The sequence below is a fragment of the Streptomyces sp. NPDC056479 genome (genome assembly GCF_042795335.1).
Classification (GTDB): Bacteria; Actinomycetota; Actinomycetes; order Streptomycetales; family Streptomycetaceae; genus Streptomyces.
This window is the reverse complement of sequence record NZ_JBHTRZ010000004.1, coordinates 220450-235738: the sequence shown is the minus strand read 5'-3', so window position 1 is coordinate 235738 and position 15289 is coordinate 220450. Positions and strand designations below refer to the sequence as shown.

The 15289-nt window shown below is 70.1% G+C and carries 12 protein-coding genes and 1 tRNA gene; 9 read left to right on the top strand and 4 right to left on the bottom strand.

The window, feature by feature from the left end; translation table 11 throughout:
• Nucleotides 1–171 precede the first annotated feature (171 nt).
• From ACFQ6S_RS17610 to ACFQ6S_RS17600, 3 genes are read left to right on the top strand one after another with little or no spacing between them, the layout of a single operon-like run.
• Nucleotides 172–1338 carry an HpcH/HpaI aldolase/citrate lyase family protein gene (locus ACFQ6S_RS17610; protein ID WP_383409880.1) on the top strand — a complete coding sequence of 389 codons (1167 nt, stop codon included), beginning with the start codon at nucleotides 172–174 and terminating at the stop codon, nucleotides 1336–1338.
• 53 nt (nucleotides 1339–1391) lie between these two features.
• Nucleotides 1392–3959 carry a phosphoribosyltransferase gene (locus ACFQ6S_RS17605; RefSeq protein WP_383409879.1) on the top strand — a complete coding sequence of 856 codons (2568 nt, stop codon included), beginning with the start codon at nucleotides 1392–1394 and terminating at the stop codon, nucleotides 3957–3959.
• A complete protein-coding gene (locus ACFQ6S_RS17600) occupies nucleotides 3959–4771 on the top strand; it encodes an HAD family hydrolase (RefSeq protein WP_383409876.1) in 813 nt (270 codons plus the stop codon). The genes ACFQ6S_RS17605 and ACFQ6S_RS17600 overlap by 1 nt, the downstream gene beginning before the upstream one ends.
• Before the next feature lie 3 nt (nucleotides 4772–4774).
• Here the strand turns inward: ACFQ6S_RS17600 and ACFQ6S_RS17595 are convergent, their stop codons facing one another.
• Nucleotides 4775–4993, bottom strand: coding sequence for a zinc ribbon domain-containing protein (locus tag ACFQ6S_RS17595; protein WP_383409873.1), 219 nt, complete (start codon nucleotides 4991–4993; stop codon nucleotides 4775–4777).
• A 217-nt stretch (nucleotides 4994–5210) separates the two neighbouring features.
• On the opposite strand from ACFQ6S_RS17595, the gene ACFQ6S_RS17590 reads away from it, so the two are divergent.
• The 3 genes from ACFQ6S_RS17590 to ACFQ6S_RS17580 all read left to right on the top strand — a co-directional run bounded on the left by ACFQ6S_RS17590 (nucleotide 5211) and on the right by ACFQ6S_RS17580 (nucleotide 9978).
• Nucleotides 5211–7379, top strand: coding sequence for a transglycosylase domain-containing protein (locus ACFQ6S_RS17590; RefSeq protein WP_383409870.1), 2169 nt, complete (start codon nucleotides 5211–5213; stop codon nucleotides 7377–7379).
• A gap of 50 nt (nucleotides 7380–7429) precedes the next feature.
• Entirely contained in the window at nucleotides 7430–8716 is a 1287-nt protein-coding gene (locus ACFQ6S_RS17585) for a hypothetical protein (RefSeq protein WP_383409867.1), read from the top strand.
• 95 nt (nucleotides 8717–8811) lie between these two features.
• Complete coding sequence (locus tag ACFQ6S_RS17580) at nucleotides 8812–9978, top strand: amidase domain-containing protein (protein WP_383409864.1); 1167 nt, start codon at nucleotides 8812–8814, stop codon at nucleotides 9976–9978.
• Nucleotides 9979–10004: 26 nt separating this feature from the next.
• On the opposite strand, the gene ACFQ6S_RS17575 is transcribed toward ACFQ6S_RS17580, so the two are convergent.
• The gene (locus tag ACFQ6S_RS17575) at nucleotides 10005–11432 is read right to left on the bottom strand and encodes a hypothetical protein (protein WP_383409861.1); all 1428 of its coding nucleotides are present in this window, start codon (nucleotides 11430–11432) and stop codon (nucleotides 10005–10007) included.
• 74 nt (nucleotides 11433–11506) lie between these two features.
• Entirely contained in the window at nucleotides 11507–12280 is a 774-nt protein-coding gene (locus ACFQ6S_RS17570) for a DUF4097 family beta strand repeat-containing protein (RefSeq protein ID WP_383409859.1), read from the bottom strand.
• Between the two features lie 205 nt (nucleotides 12281–12485).
• On the opposite strand from ACFQ6S_RS17570, the gene ACFQ6S_RS17565 reads away from it, so the two are divergent.
• Nucleotides 12486–12560 (top strand) — tRNA-Val (locus ACFQ6S_RS17565).
• 252 nt (nucleotides 12561–12812) lie between these two features.
• Here the strand turns inward: ACFQ6S_RS17565 and ACFQ6S_RS17560 are convergent.
• Entirely contained in the window at nucleotides 12813–13259 is a 447-nt protein-coding gene (locus ACFQ6S_RS17560; protein ID WP_383409856.1) for a DUF6415 family natural product biosynthesis protein, read from the bottom strand.
• Between the two features lie 218 nt (nucleotides 13260–13477).
• Between ACFQ6S_RS17560 and ACFQ6S_RS17555 the strand changes: the two genes are divergently transcribed.
• On the top strand, nucleotides 13478–14224 hold the full coding sequence (locus ACFQ6S_RS17555) for a DUF6879 family protein (protein ID WP_383409853.1): 747 nt from the start codon (nucleotides 13478–13480) through the stop codon (nucleotides 14222–14224).
• Between the two features lie 10 nt (nucleotides 14225–14234).
• A complete protein-coding gene (locus ACFQ6S_RS17550) occupies nucleotides 14235–15086 on the top strand; it encodes a helix-turn-helix domain-containing protein (protein ID WP_383409850.1) in 852 nt (283 codons plus the stop codon).
• Nucleotides 15087–15289 lie beyond the last annotated feature (203 nt).

Below are 15289 nucleotides of genomic sequence, written 5' to 3'. Positions count from 1 at the left end.
TCTCCGTCCTGGTCACGACAACGCGGGGTATGAATGACGTGCGTGGTCGTGTTTGTCCGCGTTACCAGAAATTCATGCCCGTCGGGAACCCCTGACATGGGTATCTACGTACTATTACCGGCCACCTGTGAACGGGTCACAGGGGCCACAGAGTCGCCACGGGGGAGCTCTATGCGTCATTTCGGGCACATCGCCCCGGAGGTGCGACAGCGCCTCTTCCATCAGGAGCCGTGCGAATTCACCGCCGACTCCCCGGCCCGGCTGCTCTCCGCGGCCCTGGGCGCCACGCTCTACAGTCCGGCCACCCGGCCGCAGCTCGCCGACGACATCGTCAAGCAGGCCGGACGCGGCGTGGTCTCGATGGTGCTGTGCCTGGAGGACTCGATCGGCGACGAGGACGTGCCGGAGGGCGAGGAGAACCTCGTCCGGCAGTTCACCGACCTCGCGAGACGCGACGAGGCCGGCCTGCCGCTGCTCTTCATCCGCGTCCGCACGCCCGAACAGATCCCCGATCTCGTGGGGCGGCTCGGACCCGCGGTCCGGCTGCTGTCGGGATTCGTGCTGCCCAAGTTCACCGGCGAGCGCGGCATGCCCTTCCTGGAGGCCCTCGCGACCGCCGAGGCGCACAGCGGACGCCGGCTGTTCGCCATGCCGGTGCTGGAGTCGCCCGAGCTGCTCTACCGCGAGTCGCGCGTGGAGACCCTGGAGGGCGTCTTCCGTGCCGTCGACAAGTACCGGGACCGGGTGCTCGCGCTGCGGCTGGGGGTGACCGACTTCTGCTCGTCGTACGGGCTGCGCCGGGCCCCGGACATGACCGCGTACGACGTCCAGATCGTCGCCTCGGTGATCGCCGACGTGGTGAACATGCTGGGCCGGGCCGACGGCACCGGATTCACGGTGACCGGGCCGGTGTGGGAGTACTTCCGGGTGCAGGAACGTATGTTCAAGCCCCAGCTGCGCCGCAGCCCCTTCCTCGAGGGCCAGGCCGAGGAGCTGCGCGAGGCACTCATCGAGCACTCCATGGACGGCCTGCTGCGCGAGATCACGATGGACCACGCCAACGGCCTGCTCGGCAAGACCTGCATCCACCCCTCCCATGTGCTGCCCGTGCACGCACTCTCCGTGGTCAGTCACGAGGAGTTCAGTGACGCCGAGGACATCCTGAAGCCGGAGCGCGGCGGTGGGGGTGTACTCAGGTCGCAGTACACGAACAAGATGAATGAGGTGAAGCCGCACCGCGCCTGGGCCGAGCGGACCATGCTGCGGGCCGAGGTGTTCGGCGTGGCCAATGAGGACATCGGCTTCGTGGAGCTGCTCGCCGCCGGGATTCCGGGCTGAACCGGGCCGACCGGCTTCGATCCAGCTGACCGGCTTCTATATCCAAGGGACGCATGAACAAGGCAGTGAACAACGGGGTCTGGTCCGGGAGCTGGGTCGCCGAGCGGCTCGGGGTCCAGCTCGTGGGCGACGACGGGCTCACCGGGATGCTGGGGCTGGCGCTGCGCCGCAACCCCAAGCGGGCCCATCTGCTGGTCTCCAATGTGCTCGGCAAGCACGTACCGCAGTCACCCTCCGTGGTCTACGGCGCCGGCTTCGCGCTCGGCCGACGGGTGCGGGAGCTGCTCGGCGCCGACGAGGCCGCCCGGGCGGTCGTCCTCGGATACGCGGAGACGGCGACCGGTCTGGGCCACTCCGTCGCCGACGGTGTCGGCCTGGCCCCGTATCTGCACTCCACCCGCCGCCCGGTCGCCGGTGTCGCGCGGGCGGGCGGCTTCGAGGAGTCCCATTCGCACGCCACGTCCCATCTGCTGCTCCCGGAGGATCCGGCGCTGCTGGTCGGGGACGGGCCGCTGGTTCTGGTCGACGACGAGTTCTCCACGGGGAACACGGTGCTGAACACCGTGCGCGATCTTCATGAGCGGTATCCGCGGCGGAGGTATGTCGTGGTGGCGCTGGTGGACATGCGGTCCGCGAAGGATGCCGGGCGGCTGGAGGAGTTCGCGCGGGAGATCGGTGCGCGGGTGGATCTGGTTGCGGCGGCTTCGGGGACCGTACGGCTGCCCGAGGGGGTGCTGGAGAAGGGGCAGGCGTTGGTGGCGCGGTACGAGGCCGAGAGTGCCGCGGGAGGTCGTGTGTCGTCTGCGGCGCCGTCTGGGCCGGCCGCGCAGTTCCCCGCGCCCCTTGAGGGCGTTGCAGTCAACCCCCCAGGGGCGCGACCAGCCCCCACCGGCCCGCACCCGGACGGCAACCGCACCCACCCCCACATCACCCGCATGGACCTGCACTGGCCCGCCGGTCTCCCCGACGGCGGTCGCCACGGCTTCACCCCCACCCACCGCACCCGTCTCGAGAACGCCCTCCCCGCCATGACGGCCCGCCTCGCAGAGGCACTCCCCGCCGACACGCGAAGCGTCCTCGTGCTCGGCTTCGAGGAGCTGATGTACACCCCGCTCCGGCTGGCCCGTGAGCTGGAGCAGGTCGCCGACGTCGAGGTCCGCTACTCGACCACGACCCGCTCGCCCGTCCTCGCGGTCGACGACCCCGGCTACGCGATACGCACCCGCCTGGTCTTCCCGGCCCACGATGACCCGGCGGACGGCCCCGGCGAGCGCTACGCCTACAACGTCGCGGGCGCCGCCTTCGACGCCGTCATAGCCGTCGTCGACTCGACCGCCGACACCCCCGAACTGCACGCCCCCGACGGACTGCTGGCACAGCTGGCCGCCCACACCCCCCAGGTCCTGCTGGCGGTCGTGCCGTCGTACGTCCCCGGGCCCCTGGCCCTTCCCGAAAGGCCCCCGATGCTGCCCGAGCCCCTCCGCGGCCCCGCCTTCTCCTCGTACGCCCCCGAGGAGGTCGGCTGGCTGCTGCAGGACCTCTCGGACGTGACGCTGGAGGCGCCGACCGAGGAGCGCGAGGAGGCCATCCAGAGCGGTGGCGCGCACTACGCGGAGTCGCTGCCGGTGGAGTACCAGCCCAGCGAGCAGTACCAGGAGCTGTTCCACACGGCTCTGGAGGAGTCGGCGGCGCGGCTGGCGCAGGCGGTCGGCGCGGTCACCGAGCTCGTGCTGGCGGAGCGCTCGCCGCGTCCGGTGCTCGTCTCCCTCGCCCGCGCCGGTACCCCCGTGGGCGTCCTCATGCGCCGCTGGGCCCAGTTCCGGCACGACCTCGAACTGCCCCACTACGCCGTCTCGATCGTGCGCGGCCGCGGCATCGACGCCAACGCCCTGCGCTGGCTGGCCCGGCACCACGACCCCAGGGACGTCGTCTTCGTCGACGGCTGGACCGGCAAGGGCGCCATCACCCGTGAACTGACCGCGGCGATACGGGAGTTCGAGGCGTCCGACGGCGTCACCGGCTTCGACCCGGAGATCGCCGTACTGGCCGACCCGGGCTCCTGCGTGCGGACGTACGGCACCCGCGACGACTACCTCATCCCGTCAGCGTGTCTCAACTCAACGGTGTCCGGCCTGATTTCGCGCACGGTGCTGCGCGCCGACCTGGTCGGCCCGCACGACTACCACGGCGCGAAGTTCTACCGCGAACTCGCCGGCACCGATGTCTCCGTGGCTTTCCTTGACGCCGTCTCCGCCCGCTTCCCGGAGGTCGCGGACGCCGTCGAAGCGACGGCCAAGGAGCTGCTGTCCGGCGACCGCGAGCCGACCTGGGAGGGCTGGGCGGCCGTCGAGCGCATCAGCGAGGAGTACGGCATCCACGACGTGAACCTCGTCAAGCCGGGCGTCGGCGAGACCACGCGGGTGCTGCTGCGCCGGGTGCCGTGGAAGATCCTGGCGCGAGCCGGGGCGGGCGCCGACCTGGACCACGTACGACTGCTGGCCGAACAGAGAGGGGTACCGGTGGAAGAGGTGGCGGAACTGCCGTACACCTGCGTGGGGTTGATCCACCCCAAGTACACGCGGGGCGCGACGGGCGCCGACGGCAAGGCGGTGAACGTCTGATGCCGGTGCTGGTGGCGAGCGACCTCGACCGTACGCTGATCTACTCCGCCGCGGCCCTCGCGCTGACCATGCCGGACGCGCGGGCGCCGAGGCTGCTGTGCGTGGAGGTGCACGAGAGTAAGCCGTTGTCGTACATGACCGAGACGGCGGCGCAGCTGCTGACCGATCTCGGCGACGCGGCGGTCTTCGTGCCGACCACGACCCGGACCCGTAAGCAGTACCAGCGCATCAACCTGCCGGGCCCCGAGCCGAAGTACGCGATCTGCGCCAACGGCGGCCACATCCTCGTCGACGGCGTCGCCGACCCCGACTGGAGCGCGCGGGTCGCCGCCCGGCTCGCCGAGCAGTGCGCGCCGCTCGCGGAGGTGCAGGACCATCTGATGGCGTCGGCGTCCCCGGCGTGGGTGCGCAAGCACCGGATCGCCGAGGACCTCTTCGCCTACCTCGTGGTCGAGCGCGAGCTGCTGCCCGAGGAATGGGTGAAGGAGCTCGCGGTCTGGGCGGAGAACCGCGGCTGGACGGTGTCGCTGCAGGGCCGCAAGATCTACGCCGTCCCGAAGCCGCTCACCAAGAGCGCCGCCATGCACGAGGTCGCCCGCCGCACCGGAGCGGATCTGACGCTGGCCGCCGGCGACTCCCTGCTCGACGCCGACCTGCTGCTCGCCGCCGACAAGGGCTGGCGCCCGGGCCACGGCGAGCTCGCGGACGCCGAGTGGACGGCTCCGGCGATCAGCGCGCTGCCGGAGCGCGGGGTGCTGGCGGGCGAGCGGATCCTGCGGGAGTTCCTGAAGGAGACGCGGGCGCCTCAGTAGCCGTCAGCCGCAGCAGCCCCCGCCGCAGCACCCGCCCCCGCCGCCGCCAGAACTCGGCGCCGCGGGGGCGCTTGCCGTGCCGCCGACGGCCACCGTCGACAGGAGCTTCACGGTGTCGTCATGCCCGGCCGGGCAGCTCGCGGGCGCGGAGGACTCCGCCATCGGACGGCTCAGTTCGAACGTGTCGCCGCAGCTGCGGCATCGGTACTCGTAGCGAGGCATGGTCACAGACTAATCGGCCTGACCGGATACACACCCCTCTGCAACCGTTTGCGATCAAACCTGTCCGGTACCGGTGTGGAGAATTTGAAAAGGTCACTGATATTTTCGATCGACGCGAGGAGCCGTAAGGCCGGGGGAACAGGGGGCGCGCTGCCGTTGACCGCGGCGGCCATGCCCTTCCGCGCGTGCACGACCGAATGCGGGGAGGGGCGCAGCCATGACCAGGGCTGGGCAGGAGCCGGACGAGACCATGCAGTTAAAGGTCCCCGTGCTCCCGCCGGACGAGACCGTGCAACTGCGGACGGTCGAGGCGGGCTTATCCCGTGACTCAGACGTTTCCGTCGACACAGGAACATCCCGTACACGGGGACACCGCCGCAGGGCCGCGCGCCCCGAAGCCCTGTCCCGGCTCAGGGGCCTCGCCGCCCCCTGGGCCGCACGTCTCGTCCCTCACCTGCGCCGTCTTCGGCCTCGGTACCCGCGCCCCGGCCGCATCGGCTGGCGCCGCTGGATGCCCTCCTGGCGCCAGTGGCTCGGAGCCGTGCTGACCTTCCTCGGTCTGACCACCGCGGCCCTGACCGTCGCCTACGCCGCCACGGACATCCCGGAGAACCTCAACTCGTACGCGACCCAGCAGGACAACGTCTACTTCTGGTCCGACGGGACACCCATGGCCCGCACCGGCTGGGTGCGGCGGCAGGACATGCCGCTGAAAGACATACCCGAGGACGTCCGCTGGGCGGTGCTCGCCGCGGAGAACGCCAGCTTCTACCGCGACCCGGGCATCTCGCTCAGCGGCCTCACCCGTGCCGTGTGGCGCACCTTCGGCGAGGGCGACACCCAGGGCGGGTCCACGATCACCCAGCAGTACGTGAAGAACGTCTACCTCAACCAGGACCGCTCGGTGGGCCGCAAGTTCACCGAGGCCATGCTCGCCCTGAAGCTGGACAACCGGATGAGCAAGGACGACATCCTGGAGGGCTACCTCAACACCAGCTGGTTCGGCCGCGGCACGTACGGCATGCAGCGCGCCGCCCAGGCCTACTACGGCAAGGACGTCGGCGAGCTGAACGTGAGCGAGGCCGCCGTCCTCGCCTCCCTCCTCAAGGGCGCCGCCCTCTACGACCCCGCGCTGAGCAAGGCCAACCACGCGCGGGCGGTGGAGCGCTGGTCGTGGATCCTCGACCGCATGGTCGACATCGGCAGGCTGTCGCCGGCCGAGCGGGCCAAGTACCGGGAGTTCCCCGAGCCGTTGAAGCAGGCCCGGGGCTACGACACCGGCAAGCAGAGCGACTATCTGGTGGAGCTGGCCGCGCAGTACGCCAAGAAGGCCGCGCACCTGACGGACCAGCAGTTCGACCTCGGCGGCTACCAGATCTACACCACCTTCGACCGCAAGCGGGAGACCGCGCTCACCGACGCCGTGACCAAGGCCCGCAAGCAGGCGCGGAAGGACCATCCGGCCACGGCGGGCACCGCGCACTACGGCGCCGCCTCGGTCGCCACCGACGGACGGATCCTCGCCGTATACGGCGGCCCTGACCACCGTAAGCAGGGCTACAACGAGTCCAACGCGACCACCGTGCCCGCCGGTTCGGCCTTCCTGCCCTTCGTGTACGCCTCCGCGCTCCACCACGGCGTCCAGAAGACCCGCGACGGCGCGGCGACCGAGGTCACCCCTCGGACGCTGTACGACGGCGACGACTCAGTGCCGGTCAGGACGCCCGAGGGGCCCTACTGGGACCGCGGCGGCAAACAGGTCGCCGCCCGCAACGACGGCGGGGAGGACCACGGGCAGATCAGCCTGCACCAGGCGCTCGCCCTGTCGGTGAACACACCGTTCATGCAGCTCGGCATGGACACCGGCCTGGACAAGGTGCGCCGGACCGCCGAGGCGGCCGGTCTGCTCGCCTCCAGCTTCGGCCCGCAGGTGCCGGCGCTGTCCGTGGGCAGCGCCACGCCCAGCGCGATCCGCATGGCGAGCGGGTACGCCACGTTCGCCGCCGCGGGCACGCATGCCGAGCCGTACTCGGTGGCCCGGATCACCCGCAACGGCTCCAAGGTGGGGCTGGCGAAGCCCGCCTCCCGCCGTGCGGTGCCGGCGAAGGTGGCCGAGCAGGTCCAGTCCGCCCTCCGGTCCGCCTTCTCCCTCGCCCATCCGGTGACCGCGGCCACCGCCCCGCGCGTGACGGGGAAGGTCGGCACCACCCAGGACGACACCGCGGCCTGGTACGTCGGCACCGCCGCCTCGGTGTCGACGGCCGTCGTGGCCTACCGCATCGATCTCACCAAGAGCCTCGAACCACTGCCGTTGAAGGGCGTCGCCGGCACCCCCGCCGACAGCGTCCCCTACGACATCTTCTCCGGCGCCCTGGGTCTCGGCTGACCCGGCGACCGGCCCCCCAACCCCCCACCCCCTCGCAGAATGAGCCGCGCATGATGTCACCGTCCGGCCGTCGCCGCCGCCCCCGCGAACCCCGTCGCAACCCGCCTCCGGGGATGCTGACCCTGGCGGCCCTCCTCGTCGTCGCGTCCCTCGTCGGCGGCTATCTGGTCCTGAACCGTACGCACAGCGCCACCCCCACCGCGTCCTCCGCCGCCCGGGACGCCGACCGGCGGGCCTCCGCCGAGCCGAGCGGGGAACCCGAGTGGGACGGCAGGACGAAGGTCCTCGGCGACGGCTCGACCTCCTACACCGGCCCGCCGAAAGGCCAGTTGAAGCCCGAGCCGCTCAAGTCCGGTGAGAAGCCGCCCCAGTTCGTCGTCTTCTCTTGGGACGGCGCGCTGCAGGGCGACGACGAACTCTTCTCGCACTACCGCGAGTTGGCGAAGAAGTACGACGCCCACATGACCTTCTTCCTCACGGGTATCTACCTGCTCCCCAAGGACAAGAAGGACCTCTATTCCCCGCCTCAGCACTCCAAGGGTTCGGCGGCGATCAGCTTCGCCACCGACGAGCACATCCGCACCACGCTGGAGCAGCTCGGCAAGGCGTGGAAGGACGGGAACGAGATCGGCACCCACTTCAACGGCCACTTCTGCGGAGCCAAGGGCGGCGACGACTGGAGCGTGGCGGAGTGGAAGAGCGAGATCGACCAGTTCTACGACTTCGTGGAGCACTGGAAGACCAACACCGGCCACACCGACCTGGCCCCGCTGCCGTTCGACTTCAGGAAGGAGGTCACGGGCGGTCGCGCGCCCTGTCTGGAGGGCCAGTCGAACCTGCTGAAGGCCGCCAAGGGCTACGGCTGGCGCTACGACGCCAGCTCCACCGGCGACTTCCAGATATGGCCCACGAAGAAGAACGGCATCTGGGACTTCCCGCTCCAGATGCTCCCGTACGAGGGCGGCGACTTCCAGGGCCTGTCGATGGACTTCAACTTCCTCTACAACCAGTCCGACGGTGAGACCGAGGGCGACCCGGCCAGACACACCGAGTGGCAGCAGGAGACACTCGACACCTACATGGCCGGCTTCAACCGGGTCTACTACGGCAGCCGGGCCCCGCTCTTCATCGGCAACCATTTCGAGGAGTGGAACGGCGGCATCTACATGAAGGCCGTCGACGAGGTCATCAAGGACGTGTGCACGAAGAAGGACGTCAAGTGCGTGTCCTTCAGGGAGCTCGCCGACTGGATGGACGTACAGAAGCCGGAGACCCTGCGGCGGCTGCGCGGTCTGGACCCGGCGCAGTCGCCGGACTGGTCGACGGTGGTGAAGTAGTGGGTTGCTCAACTACCCCCGGGTTCTTCACAGTTGAGGAGATCGTGTAGACATTCCCTGCCCGGGTTCGACCACCCCGGGCGAGGAGAATCCCCGTGAGATCAAGAAAACTGACCCGTACGCGCGGCCGCGCCACCATAGTCGGGGCGGCCGCCGCCTCGATCGCCGCCGGAGCGGCACTGCTCCCCACCTGGAACGCCGGCGCCGCGGTCGTCGACGACCCGACGGTGGACGCCAGGACCAGGGCCACCTTCCAGCGACTGGCGGACGCGGTCTTCACCGACCGCACCCAGGCCCTGGTCGACGGCGGGCAGAGCCGGAAGCCGCTGACCGACGGCTTCTCCGGCGACGTCCGGTTGTCCTCCCGGGCGGCCCGCGGCGAGGACACCGCCCTGTCCACGCTGGACCGGCGCAAGGACCTTCTCGCACGGCTCGGCGAGAGGTACCGCAAGGCCGACACCGCCGTCACCCTGGACGCCACGCGCGTGACGGGCCGTACGGCCAAGGCCGCGGTCACCGAGACCACGACCCTGACCTACGACAAGGTCCGCGGCGACGAGCCGAGGACCACCGGGTTCCAGGCCCGGCACGAACTCACCTTCACCGCCGACCGTCACGGCGACTGGCAGCTGACCGGCATCCGCGACACCGACCAAGGCGTCGCGGTGAACACGCTCGCCAAGCCGTCCGTGAAGGCGCCCGCCGTGGACGACACCATGCCGTCGGCCCCGCGCGCCGCGACCACCTACCCCGCACCGGCCAAGCCCAAGGCCGTCACCGGCACCGCCCTGGACTACAAGGCCATGGCCGCCTACGCGGAGAAGTACTGGAGGAACTACAACAAGGACTACCCGGACTTCAACGGGCAGGGCGCCGGCGGCGACTGCACCAACTTCGTCAGCCAGTCCCTGAAGGCCGGCGGCTGGAAGCACGCGCCCGGCTATGTGTACGACTACACCAAGTGGTTCGGCAACGCCGAGATCCAGTCGCACTCGTTCGTCGGCGTCAACGAGTGGTCCTGGTTCGCCCAGAACTCCAAGCGGACCACCGGCCTCGCCAGCGTCTACCAGATGGACGTCGGTGACGTGCTCCAGATGGACTTCGACAAGAACGGGTCCAAGGACCACACGATGATCGTCACCTACCGCAGCCCGCAGGGCGTGCCGTATCTGACGTACCACTCCTCGAACACCTACCGGCGTTCGCTGGCGAGCATCATCGCGTCCGACCCGAACGCCGCGTACTACGCCTACCGCACCTGATCATCCCGGGACCGAGGCGGTACGGCTCAGTGCGCGGCCCCGCGCTCCTCGCGGATCTGGGAGACGACCCCGGCCACCGTCTGCCGTACCGCCTCCGTCTCGGTCAGGAAGTGCCAGTAGTCCGGGTGACGCCCCTCCAGGGTGCCGATCGCCCGCTCCAGCCGGGCGACGGATTCGTCCAGGGGGCGCGCGTGCCGCGGGTCGGGTGTGTTCCGCCCCGTCATGGCCAGCCGCTGGGCGTCCCGGATCGCGAAGCGGGTCCGGTCGATCTCCTGCTGCGGATCCTTCTGCACGGCGTTCAGCCGGCGCAGCCGGTCGCCGGCCGCGGACACCGACTCGTCCGTGCCGTTCAGCAGCGCCCGGACCGTCGACAGCAGCGCGGTGGCGTCCGGCCAGCGCTGCTCGTCGCGCGCGGTCCGGGCCTCCTTCAGCTTCAGCTCCGCCTGCCGTACGTTCTCCGCGGCCCCGTCCGGGACGCCCTGGAGGTCCTGCCAGCAGGCCGCCGTGAACCGCCGCCGCAGCTCGCTCAGCACCGGCTCGACCTGCCCGGCGCGGGTGGTGAGCGCCTGGGCGCGCGTGCGCAGTGAGACGAGCCGGTGGTCGATCTCGGCCGCCTTCTCCGGCAGCCGCTCGGCCTCCACCCGGACCGACTCCGCCTCCCGCGCGACCCGCTCGGCGCGCTCCAGCGTCTGGGGTACGCCATGCTGCCCGGCGCCCTGGTTCAGCTTGGTCAGCTCCGGTCCGAGCGCCGCGAGCCGCGCGGCGAGGTCGTCCGCCTTCAGCCCCGATCCCCGGACGCCGTCCAGGGCGTTCGACGCGGCGAGCAGGCCCTGGCGGGCGCGCTCCACGGCCGGGGCGAGCCGGGCCAGCTGGGTCTCGGCCTTGCCGAGCAGAGGGCCGAGGCCGTCCGTGAAGCGGTCCAGCTCGCGCCTGACGTTGTCGAGATCGTCCTTGGCCTTCGCCAGCTGCGTACGGGCGTGGGCGGCGGCCGAGGCCTCCAGGTCGTCGCGGTCGAGGTCGTGGGCGTCCACGGCCTGGATGTACTGGTGGGAGACCTCGTCGATACGCCGCCCGAGGGCCTCGAAGTCGGTGATCGCCCGGCGTGCGGCGGGGGAGGCGTCCACCGCCGCGATCGTCTCGATGGAGATCCGCAGATCCCGCTGGGCGGTGTCCAGCTCGTAGAACGCGGCCGCCGCGGCGTCCTTCGCGGCCTGCGCCTCGGCCCGCTGGCTCTCGGCCCGCCCGCCGAACCAGCGCCGGGTGCCACCGCCGGCGAAGGCGGCGGGCAGCGCGAGGGCGACTACGAGGGGCAGGGCGGCGAGGGCGAGGGTGTCACGCAGTGCCTGGCGCGAGCCGCGGAAGAGGCTGGGTGCGGGCTGCGCTGCGCCCCGCGCGGAATGTTTATGCGCCCGCGGCACTGACGGCGAGTTCGGCTCTCGAGGTGTCGCCGTCACATCCCTCTCCCGTGCTGTCATTCACCCTGCCCGGTGTCATTCTCCCACCGGTTTAGGACGAACACACGGGCCGGTTAGTTCGCGGTTCGGACCGTGACTTTTCCGTCGCCGGTGCGGGCGGAGACCCGGTGGGAGCTGGTGTCGTTACGGGGCACGGACACATCCACCGAGCCGTCGCCGGTCTGGGTCGTCACGCGGTACGTCGCGCGCGGCAGCTCGATCGTCACCGATCCGTCGCCGGTGCGGGTGTCCACCCGGTCCGGCACGGTGCCCAGTTCGAGCCGCACCGAGCCGTCCCCGGTCTGCGCCTTCACCTGCCGCGAGGAGACGTCCGAGACCCGCACGGACCCGTCCCCGGTCTTCAGGTCCAGAGGACCGCTGGAGTCGGTGACATGCACGCCCCCGTCCCCCGTGTGAATGCTCAACGGATCCCGGAATCCCCGCGCCCGCACGCTGCCGTCCCCGTCCTCCACCTTCACGGTGACCCCGCGCGGCACCTCGATGCGGTGCTTGGTGGAGCAGTCGGCGATCATGCCCGAGCACTTCTCCCGCAGCACCAGCCGGTCGTCCTCCATCGACCAGGTCACCTTCGGGTCCGACCCGATCGCGACCGTCCCCTGGAACCACCGGGTGACCTCCACCGTGCCCGCCTTGTTCGCGTCGGCGGCGACGATCTCCAGCGCCGAGTCGTCGGAGTCGACGGTGAGGGTCCGGCCCTCGAGCGCGAACGACCGGTGCTCGGGCTCCTTGTCGTCCCCGGCGGAGGCCCCACAGGCGGCGAGACCCGCGACGAGCACCACGACGGCTCCGGCGACGGCGGCGGCGCGGACGGGAACGGTACGGGTCATGACGATCTCCCCCTGAGACTTCCCCGGGCCGACCTCTTCGGCCCAGGAGTGAGACGGTGCTTCGACCGTACGGATCCCGGGTCCGGGGCGGGATCCGGGATGCTCCCGGATACGTGGTGGGGATAACCCCAGGACCCCCCTGACCGCCGGTGAAACGGGTTTGCGGGAGATGGCCCCGGGCAAGGTAGGCTGTCGACTCGTTCTCGGGTGCGTAGCTCAGGGGTAGAGCGCCTGCCTTACAAGCAGGATGTCGGCGGTTCGAAACCGTCCGCGCCCACCAGTAGATAAATCCCAGCTCAGCTAGGGTTTCGCGGCCCCTCGGAGAGATCTCCGGGGGGTCGTTCTCGTTGCCGGAGTCCGCGCAGAGCCCACACCCCCGGTGATCATGGTTTGATCACCCGAATGGGGGCTTGATCACTGCTCAGCGGCATCTGCGCCGCCGAGCGGGACGGCGGTGCGCGTTCCGGCGGACAGGGTACGCCTTGCGTCATCCGTCTGTGCCGGGGATGGCATGCCTTGGTGGCAGGTGCCCCTACTCGACCTCGGTCTGCACGCTGTGGGACTGATTCTCGACTGTGCGCACATGCCTCACGTCAGGTACATGGCCTGCGCATACGCTGAGCGGCCTGCTGGTGCCGCTCAGGTTCACGTGGTGGTCGCAGAGTGCCATGACGGACCGGGCCAGTCGCCCCACGCGCTCGGTCTCGCCGTTCAGGCCCGCCGCGCCCGGCTCGCGCAGCCTCCGGTGCGCTTCCCCGACACCGACCATCGCCGCCCTCGCCGAAACGTCGTCCTCCGGCAGGCTCCCGGCGAGCACTTCCACCGCAGGGATCAGGCGCTCCAGGAAGCCCGTGAGGTCCTCGGACCACATCTTGAGGCTCTCGTGGCGAGGCAGCGTGGGCTGTTCCACGAACCAGCCAGCTGCGGCACTCATCGAGGTGACCCCCGGCGACGTGTCCGTCGACTCCGTCGTACTCATTCCGTTGGCCCCTCTCGTCGGATCAGCATGCCGGCTTTGACCATGAACAGGACGCTACGGAGGCCTCGTTGACAGCCGCCATGCGATGTTCTCGAATGTTCTCTCCGGCTCACGGAATGGTCTCGGGTGGTCTCACAACGCCGTGCGTGCCCCGTAATAGGGGTCGCCGAGCCTGGCGATGCTGTAGACGACCGATCCGGTACTGGCGGGAGACGACCATGGCGCGACGGCTTCGGTTCAACGGCACCGACAGCAAGAACGGGGGTTGCCCCGCAGTTCACGAGGACCTCGACAGCGGCGAGATCATCGTCCAGGGGACGCCGCTCACAGCCGCCGATGACCTCGCCCAGCTCCAGCACTTCGGCTCGGGGGACACCGCCGTAGCCGTCCCCCGCGAACTGCTCGTGAACCACGGCCCCAAGGAGATGCGCCGCGTGCCGCACATCATCGATCCGGAGGAGTTCGGCCGACTCTTCGAGACGTTCGAGCACTCGGCATGGCACCTGGAAACCCGCCGCGGCTACGCCTCCGACCGCGAAGACCTCGGCTTCGACGAGTTCCTCGCCACCGGCGATGCCCCGTGCGACCTCGACAGCGACTGGTGCCAGAAGATCCGCCGGCAGACGGCGGCCGGGAAGTACGTCGGCCGCGTGCGTGTGGTCGACAACCCGCCGACCGACGGCCAGCGGTTCCTCCTGAGTTACGCCCGCTGCAACGCGGCCACCGGCGAGGACGCCCGCAACCTGTGGCGCGAAGACGCCGACCGGGCCCACCTGCCCGCCGAGGACTTCTGGCTTTTCGACTCGCGACTGGTCGCCATGCTCCGCTTCGACGACCAGGACGCCTTCCATGACGTCGAGATCATCACCGAGCCCGCCGAAGTGCTCCGCCACTGCCAGGTTCGCGACGCGGCCGTGCACGCCTCCATCCCGTACGACGCCTTCGCGGCACAGCTGAAGGGCTGACCCGGCACCGGTGAGCACGGACTACCAGCAGGCACGCGAGGCCCTCGGCAGACGCCTGAGGGAGCTACGCATGTCCGCCGTGGGAGGCCGACTCACCGGCACGCAGCTCGCGCAACGGCTCGGCTGGCCGCACTCCAAGGTGTACAAGCTGGAGGGCGGCCGGCAGACAGCGATCCCGAAGGACCTCCAGGCATGGGCGGAGGCCGTCGGCCACGCGGACACCGCCGAGGAACTGGTAGCCCGCCTCAAGGGGTTCGAGTCCCACATCCGCTCATGGCGCCGCCAGCTAGGCGCCGGCCACCGGCCCGTCCAGGACACCTGGAACGTGGCCGTGGACCAGGCCCGCGTCATCCACGCCTGGGAAGAGGCCGTCATCCCAGGCATGCTCCAAACCGCGGACTACGCGCGGCACATCTTCCTGCGGTACGCCGATCTCCAGGGCACCAAGCGAGACACGGACGAGGCCGTCCGCTCCCGCATGGAGCGGCAGTCGTGGCTGTACCAGGGCGGCAGACGATTCCACGCGCTGGTGTGGGAGCCCGCGCTGCACGCCCTCGTGTGCCCGCCGTCCGTGCTCGCTGCTCAACTGGACCGTCTGGCGGGCCAAATTGGGATGGACACGATCGAGCTCGGAATCATCCCCCTCTGCGCGTCTCTGAAGGTCCCCACCGCCAACGGCTTCTGGATCCTCGACAACACGCTCGTCATCGCCGAGGACTGGCACGCCGAACTGTGGCTGGACGACAACGAGACGGTGGTCTCCTACCGACGTGTGTGGGAAACGCTGAGCGAGTCCGCTGTGTACGGGGCGGACGCGCAGAACGTGATCAACCGTGCGCGGAGGACGCTGAACGTGCGCTGAGACACGTCGAAATGCCCCTCCCGCCCGAAGGCGAGAGGGGAACACGGCTCAGTGGCGAACAACGTCGAGGACCAGACGGATCAGGTTTGCGACGGCGGACACACCAGCAAGTGCTATGCCGAGAGCCGACTTCAGCCCTTTGGATTCGTCCTGACGAGCGCTACGGTTTTTGTGCACGAGACGCCTCCTCAACTGCGGTGGTG

Bases quoted from the DNA above. Each gene is read 5' to 3' on its own strand.
- ACFQ6S_RS17610 (WP_383409880.1), top strand. From the start codon at position 172: ATGCGTCATTTCGGGCACATCGCCCCGGAGGTGCGACAGCGCCTCTTC.
- ACFQ6S_RS17605 (WP_383409879.1), top strand. From the start codon at position 1,392: ATGAACAAGGCAGTGAACAACGGGGTCTGGTCCGGGAGCTGGGTCGCC.
- ACFQ6S_RS17600 (WP_383409876.1), top strand. From the start codon at position 3,959: ATGCCGGTGCTGGTGGCGAGCGACCTCGACCGTACGCTGATCTACTCC.
- ACFQ6S_RS17595 (WP_383409873.1), bottom strand. From the start codon at position 4,993: ATGCCTCGCTACGAGTACCGATGCCGCAGCTGCGGCGACACGTTCGAA.
- ACFQ6S_RS17590 (WP_383409870.1), top strand. From the start codon at position 5,211: ATGACCAGGGCTGGGCAGGAGCCGGACGAGACCATGCAGTTAAAGGTC.
- ACFQ6S_RS17585 (WP_383409867.1), top strand. From the start codon at position 7,430: ATGATGTCACCGTCCGGCCGTCGCCGCCGCCCCCGCGAACCCCGTCGC.
- ACFQ6S_RS17570 (WP_383409859.1), bottom strand. From the start codon at position 12,280: ATGACCCGTACCGTTCCCGTCCGCGCCGCCGCCGTCGCCGGAGCCGTC.
- ACFQ6S_RS17560 (WP_383409856.1), bottom strand. From the start codon at position 13,259: ATGAGTACGACGGAGTCGACGGACACGTCGCCGGGGGTCACCTCGATG.
- ACFQ6S_RS17555 (WP_383409853.1), top strand. From the start codon at position 13,478: ATGGCGCGACGGCTTCGGTTCAACGGCACCGACAGCAAGAACGGGGGT.